The sequence below is a fragment of the Streptomyces sp. NPDC002144 genome (assembly GCF_053593695.1).
Genome location: NZ_JBSFDB010000126.1, coordinates 1 through 6,294, shown reverse-complemented (window position 1 = coordinate 6,294; position 6,294 = coordinate 1). Strand labels below are relative to the sequence as shown.

The 6,294-nt window shown below is 68.0% G+C and carries 7 protein-coding genes; 2 read left to right on the top strand and 5 right to left on the bottom strand.

The features are described from left to right. Positions 1-85 precede the first annotated feature (85 nt). Together ACWCQ1_RS51445 and ACWCQ1_RS51440 are read right to left on the bottom strand one after the other, a co-directional pair. Positions 86-346 (bottom strand): hypothetical protein, encoded by a 261-nt coding sequence (locus tag ACWCQ1_RS51445; RefSeq protein ID WP_451030060.1) that lies wholly within the window; start codon positions 344-346, stop codon positions 86-88. Between the two features lie 33 nt (positions 347-379). Next, positions 380-643: an MgtC/SapB family protein gene (locus ACWCQ1_RS51440; protein WP_451030059.1), complete on the bottom strand. Its 264-nt coding sequence runs from the start codon at positions 641-643 to the stop codon at positions 380-382. 384 nt (positions 644-1,027) lie between these two features. On the opposite strand from ACWCQ1_RS51440, the gene ACWCQ1_RS51435 reads away from it, so the two are divergent. Both ACWCQ1_RS51435 and ACWCQ1_RS51430 read left to right on the top strand, forming a co-directional pair. Then, a complete protein-coding gene (locus tag ACWCQ1_RS51435) occupies positions 1,028-2,287 on the top strand; it encodes an MFS transporter (RefSeq protein WP_451030058.1) in 1,260 nt (419 codons plus the stop codon). Between the two features lie 90 nt (positions 2,288-2,377). After that, a complete protein-coding gene (locus ACWCQ1_RS51430; protein WP_451030057.1) occupies positions 2,378-2,776 on the top strand; it encodes a hypothetical protein in 399 nt (132 codons plus the stop codon). A 122-nt stretch (positions 2,777-2,898) separates the two neighbouring features. On the opposite strand, the gene ACWCQ1_RS51425 is transcribed toward ACWCQ1_RS51430, so the two are convergent. The 3 genes from ACWCQ1_RS51425 to ACWCQ1_RS51415 all read right to left on the bottom strand — a co-directional run bounded on the left by ACWCQ1_RS51425 (position 2,899) and on the right by ACWCQ1_RS51415 (position 6,035). Continuing rightward, a complete protein-coding gene (locus tag ACWCQ1_RS51425) occupies positions 2,899-3,483 on the bottom strand; it encodes a GNAT family N-acetyltransferase (RefSeq protein WP_451030056.1) in 585 nt (194 codons plus the stop codon). A gap of 140 nt (positions 3,484-3,623) precedes the next feature. Next, positions 3,624-4,451, bottom strand: a complete 828-nt coding sequence (locus ACWCQ1_RS51420; protein ID WP_451030055.1) for an SDR family oxidoreductase — start codon at positions 4,449-4,451, stop codon at positions 3,624-3,626. 246 nt (positions 4,452-4,697) lie between these two features. Further along, positions 4,698-6,035: a hypothetical protein gene (locus ACWCQ1_RS51415; protein ID WP_451030054.1), complete on the bottom strand. Its 1,338-nt coding sequence runs from the start codon at positions 6,033-6,035 to the stop codon at positions 4,698-4,700. Positions 6,036-6,294: the final 259 nt, after the last annotated feature.

The window sequence follows — 6,294 nt, the reverse complement described above, 5'->3', positions numbered from 1 at the left end:
TCCCGCCCGGGGCGCCGGGCGGCTCGCCGCGGCCCCTCTCGGCCTCGCCCGGCGCACTGCCAGAGGGCAGGAACGCCAAGCCCGTTCACTCATCGTCAGCCCCGGTCGTGGCCATCTCCACATCGATCACTGCGTCGTCCTGGAAAAGCTTCGAGGCGAGCTGGGCCGGATCGTCGGTGCCCTCCAGGCCCAGCACCACGCGGGCCGCGTCGTCCGTATGGCCTGGCAGCCCCTCGACCTTGACCTGCACGATGCGGAAGCCCCGCCGGGTACAGGGCTCCATCAGACGGTGCAGCAGCGCCGTACCGGTGCTGTACGTCAGCCAGGCCTCGACCGCGGAGGCCACGGTACCGGGTATCCGGCGGGCCGACAGCAGCGGCTAGCCGCGCACCACCAGGAAGTACAACGCGGTCGTGGCCAGTGCGAGGATCGGCAGCTCACCGCCGCAGGCCATTCCGACCGCGCAGGTCAGCCAGACGGTCGCCGCAGTGGTCAGCCCCCGCGCCGCATCCCGGCGCACGAAGATCAGACCGCCGCCGATGAACCCGATCCCGGACACGATCTGGGCCGCGACCCGGGAGGGATCGAAGGAGACATTCTCCTTGCCCAGGACGCCGGTGAAGCCAGCACACCTTCCCGTCACTCGCGTATCGCTTGCCGCCGACGCACGCCTACCCCGATTCCGCTCAACGAGCAGATGGCCGCCCTGTCGAGATCCGCGAGGAAGCGACGTCTGGCAGCGGCAGCGCGGGATGGGCGACCAGGTGCGCCGTGCGGCGGATCGGGGACGGCACGGACCGTGTCCAGCAGCGAGGGATGCGTCTCGGGCGTGCACAACTCCTCCGCAGCGAGGCCGTGTTGCTCGGCGAGTTGGAGTGACGCGGGCAGGATGGCATGCGGGCGCGGCCTTCACGATCATGCTGAGTGGAATCAATGTGATCATGGACGGTCGCCCTTCGGCGTTCACCCGGCTCCCTGCCCAAGATCCGACACCTGGGCGACGCCCTCGGCGCCTATCGTGTTGCGGGTGAGCGACGCCAGCGGAATCGAAATAGCCACCGATGTGCCACAACGGGTTCCGCTCCGGCGCAACACGGGCTTCCGGATGCTGTGGATCGGCCAGCTGCTGTCCGATACCGGCACGCAGATCAGCCAGATCGCCTACCCGCTGCTCATCTTGACCCTGACCCACTCCGTGGTGCTCGCCGGGGTGGTGGGTACGGTGCGGGCCATTTCCCTGCTCTGCCTGCAGCTGCCCGCCGGGGCGCTGTCGGACCGGTTCGACCGGCGGCTGACGATGATCATCTGTGACGTCGTGCGCGCCGTGCTGCTGGCTCTGCTCGGCATCCTGATCGTGCTGGATCTCGCGTCCTGGCCGGTGGTCCTGGCCGTGAGCCTGATCGAGGGGGCTGCCGGTGCCATCTTCGACCCATCCGCCGCCGCCGCGCTGCCGGGAATCGTGCCGGACGCCCAGCTCGAGCAGGCATGGGCGGCCACCGAAGCCCGGACCTACGGTGCCAGCCTGGCCGGCCCGGCGCTCGGCGGGGTGCTGTTCGGGGTGGGCCGGGCAGTTCCGTTCCTGGCCGACGCCGTCTCCTTCGTGGTCTCGTTCGGCACAGTGAGCCGGATCCGCGGGCGGTTCCGCCCGAAGAACGCGGCCGGGCGCAAGGCGTTGTGGCGCGAGGTGACCGAGGGCCTGCAGGTCGTCTGGCAGGTGCCCGTTCTGCGCGCGGCGGTGATCCAGACGCCCCTGCTGAACTTCGCCTTCAGCGGCGTGATCTTCAGCATCACCCTCGCGCTGCGACAGCACGGTACCTCCACCGCGGTGATCGGCCTGGTACAGGCAGCCATCGCGGCCGGCGGGCTGCTCGGCGCGGTGGTCGCACCCCGGCTGCAAGGGCGCGTGCGCCTGGCAACCCTGGCCAGCACCATCACCCTGGCCGGGGCCCTGCTGTTCGGCGCTGCGGCCTTGCTCATCCCGTCACCTCTGGTGGCGGCGCCGGTCGCCCTGGCGCTGCTGCTCGCACCGGCCGCAAACGCCGCGCTGGTTGCCGTGGTGCTGCGCAGCGCGCCGGAGGAAATGCGCGGCCGAGTCATCAGCACCGTGATGATGGCGGCCAGCGCGCTGGCGGCGCTGGCGCCACTGATCGCCGGCCTGATCATCCAGCACGCGTCCGGCGCCTGGGCGGTAGGCGCCTTCGCCGCCACGACTGCCGTCGCGGCCGTGCTGTGCCTGACCCTGCCAGGCTTTCGGCAGGCGGAGTCCCCGGCGGCCGCACCGGGCTGACTGGTTAAAGGAACAGGCCGCCTCTTATGGGCGGCCTCGCGGTGTTTTTACACCGCCACCGATCCCGCGGCCGAAACCTGAGCCAAGGCCGTGCGAATCCTGGCCGACGACGCCTTCGGTGACGTCGCCGCCCGATGGCATGATCCGATATTTTCAGGGCAGGCGAGGCGGATGCCGTCCGTTCGTCCCCAGCTCGTCGGACGGGTTCGCCATGTCCTGAAGGTGGCGGGCTTCCATATCGTTGATGAGGCGGACGACGGCGCGCCGGGGCTGAGAGTGAGCGCCGGGCCCGCGGGTGTGCTGGTGAACTGGACGGCGTCGCACGGGTTCACCGCGCTGGCAGCAGATCAGCGTGGGGCCTCCGGCGGCGGGATGCGGGTCGTGGTGCAGGCCGCAGTGGCGGGTCTGCTGGTCCAGTGCGGGCACACGGTGGTGGAGGCGCCGGACGGGAACGGCATCGTGGTACTGGCGGACGGGCCCGGCGCGTGACCGCCTGCCCGAGGCCCACCCGGTCACAGCAGACGGCCGGCAGCGTCCCCGCCGGTGACGGAGTCAGGCCTGCCCAGATCGAAACGCCGCGATCGACCGGGCGGTGTGTGCTTGTCTCAGACTCAGTCGCCTCGGATGCGAGCATGCAGATGCATGTCGTGCCGGCCGTCGTCATGCACGGCGGCGCTGCGCTTGGTGCCTTCCAGGACATAACCGGACTTGGTGGCGACCCTGCACGAGGCGTAGTTACGGGTCGAATGATCCAGCTCCAACCGGTGGAACCCGATCTCCTCCAGGGCCCAGGCGGTAAGCGACAACAGAGCACGTGTAGCCACACCAGCACCGCGGGCGGCCGGGAGCACCCAGTAGGCCGCGCCCGCTTTTCCGTCGTCGAAGTCCCAACCGCGCAAAGCGATCCGGCCGAGTACCTCAGTACCGTCGCGGGTGATCGCCCAATGGCCGCCCTTCTCGCGTCTCCAGTCCTGGCGGTATGCGTCGAACCATTCCCGGACCTGGAGCTCGGTGTCCGGCCGACGAGTGTGCCAACGGCGGATCTCATCATCCTGATAGCCGGACAGGAACGCTGGTGCATCGGCTTCTTCCCAGGGCCGCAGCAGCAATCCCGCGGAGGCAGGGAGCGCGGGTTGCGGGGAACCACCCAGCAAGCCGGAAGCAATGACGGGCGGCGTCGACAGAGCGCGAGTCATGCATCATGATCGCCCGGCGCTGACCGCACACGTCAATAACGAGCCGTTCGCATCACAGCAGCCACGATGTCATGGTCGCATCAGGAACAGGCGCTGACCTTGTTCTTTAGCCTCCGGTTGTCCTGTCCCGTCGGAGGCGCTCAAGTTCTCATGGCGAGGAACTGACGGGCGCCGCGCAACGTGGTGTGCAGCTTGCGCTGGGTGGCGCGGCTATCGAGGCGGACGTCGAGCGCCCCGGGAAGATCGCTGGCGGCCCGTAGGCCCGCAGGCAGTGGGGAGGCGTCGAGCCCGTCACGCCTAGCGATAAGGCTTCCGAGTTCGTGACGGCTCACGGCGTCGGCTCCTGCCAGGTGGTGGACGCCGTTTGCGTCGCCGGCTGCGAGTTCCAGCAATGCGGCGGCCAGATCAGCGACATGGACGGGGCAGCGGATGTCGTCCGTGAACAGGACGCCGTTTTGGGCACCGGCCGCGAGGTCGTGCACCAAGCGTACGTGCACAGACTGCCGGTCGCCGATGATCAGCGACGTGCGAGCGATTACGGCATCCGGGTTCACGAGGTGAACCCCTGTCTCCGCTGCGGCCTTCGCCACGCCGTAGGGGGTGACAGGGTCGGGGAGGCAGGATTCGTCGTAGTGAACGCGGGTCCCAGAGAACACTGCATCGCTGGATACCTGGACCAGACGGCATCCATACTTCGCTGCAGCCACCGCCAGGCGAACGGGGCCCTCGGCCGTAACCGTCCAGTCGGATCCGCCGCTCGTCGCGTTGACGATGAGGCACGGGCTGGCCGCAGCCACGACTGATTCGATGCGCTCAGAGTCCCGCAGGTCGAGGGCGTACCATGCGACCCCCGGAGTGCTGCCGGGCCTGGTCGCGAAGGTCGCGGCGGTCGCGTGCCCGGCCGCTGCCGCCTGCCGCACGAGCTCAGTGCCCAGGAAACCGCTGCCGCCGATGATCAGGACCGTCATGAGGCGAGACAGTAGAGGACGTCATCAGCCGGCCTTGGCAGGCGCTTCGGCCCGCGCCCGGATGCTGGCCAGGCGGTAGGAGTCGGTGCGGTCTCGATGATGGTGCCGTTGAAAGTCAGGCGGTTGGCGAGGGCCGGGGCGGTCACTTCCTTCTTCAGAAGAAGGCGGCCGCGGCCCTTCTGGGCAGTCCGGGCAGGCGACGCGCGACGGGCGTAGCGCACACACCGTGCGCTACGCCCGTCATGGTCAGTTCAGCGTGCTGTCGACCGAGGACAACGGTAGGGAGTAGAGCACCCGTTGTGGGCGTGCGGTGTCAGTGCCCGACCAGTGGGCGTTGATGTCGGCCGCCCATTCAGTCAGCGTCCACAGTCGGCCGGTGTTCCACCAGTAGGACATGCCCTCGGTGTGCATGCCCCAGCAGGCGTACGTGATGTCGCCCCCGCAGTTGGCTGCCGCGCTGGCGCCGCTGGTGTTTTGCCGCCACAGGATGCCGTGCTGGTCGACGCCGCCGCGCGCGTCGTCGACGTAGAAGTTCGGTGTGCCCCCTTGGCTCGAACTGTGTGACAGCACACCCTGGAGACCGACGGCGTTCGTCTCGTAGATCTTGTCGGCCTCGACGTAGCCGTTGCTGTCCTTGGCGAGGTAGCCCGGGTCGTTGCCGTCGAAGTTGTAGCGCCAGATGCGGGCGGGCTGGGTGCCGCCGGAGGAGAACCACTCCGTGGCGACCAGACTGTCCGGCACGCTGCTGCGGTCGAGGGAGATGGAGGCGAAGCACGGGAAGGAGTTGTCGTTGTCCGAGACGCAGCCCCCGCCGGCGAGGCTGTATGAGCCGATCGCCGGCATTATGTACTGGTAGCCGTCAGCGGACCAGCCGTTGCTGACCTTGCCAACCACGGAACTGTTGACGGTCGCCTGCAGGATCCGGTGCATGTCGAAGATGTACAACTGGTTGTGATCGGCATCCTGTTCCCAGGAGGTGACGATCAGCTTGTCCTGGTACCAGACCATGCCGCCGATGTGGGACTTCAGGGCGCGGTAGTCGGTGCCCCCGTTGATGGGGATGACGGGCAGGACCCAGCGGTACTTGAAGTTGCTCGGGTCATTGGCGTCGATGAAGGCGATGCGGGCCCTGTGGGTGGTGGTGGTGGCCCCGTTCTCGCCCCAGCCGGCCAGGATGACCTTGTTGGTGCCCCACAGACCGTCGTTGTCCGCGTCGCCGCTGGACGTCACCGACTGCGGCAACCAGTCCTGGGTCTTGTCGTCACCGTAGTCCCAGCAGTAGGAGGACTCGGCCGTGGGCTTCAGCGGCAGCGCTGTCTTCTCCATGCTGGAGCAGTCCGCCCCGTTGCGCATCGGGTGGTTGGCGCTGGCGAGGACCTGGTCGACCCCGCGGGCGGTGCCCATCTCGCTGGCCAGGTTGTCCAGCGAGGAGGTCGGGACCCGGTGCTCCTGGAGTTCCAGCCTCGCGTGGTCCGACGAGGAGGTGAGCTCGGTCAGCTTCCCCGGGTTGGCGCCGGGAGTCACCGCCTGGGCGGGGCCCGTCGGCACCATGAGGATGGCCACCGCGGAGAACGCGGTGGCCACCACAAGTCTCAGACCGTTTCGAAATATGCCAGGAGTTTTCACGCGGGCTGATGTTGCTGCTTGACCAGGTGGGCTGTCAAGTAACGGTCAGATTATGTACCTCAGTTGAGGTGGCTCCGCTTAAGAACTCCTAACAAAGTGGCGCTTCTTCCCTTGGAATGTGCATGTCTGATGAAGCGTTAGCCTTCATGTGAGAAAGGGTGAGCAGCTTCCGTGGGTCGTGTCCGATGAGTTGTGGGCGCGGATCGAGCCGTTGCTT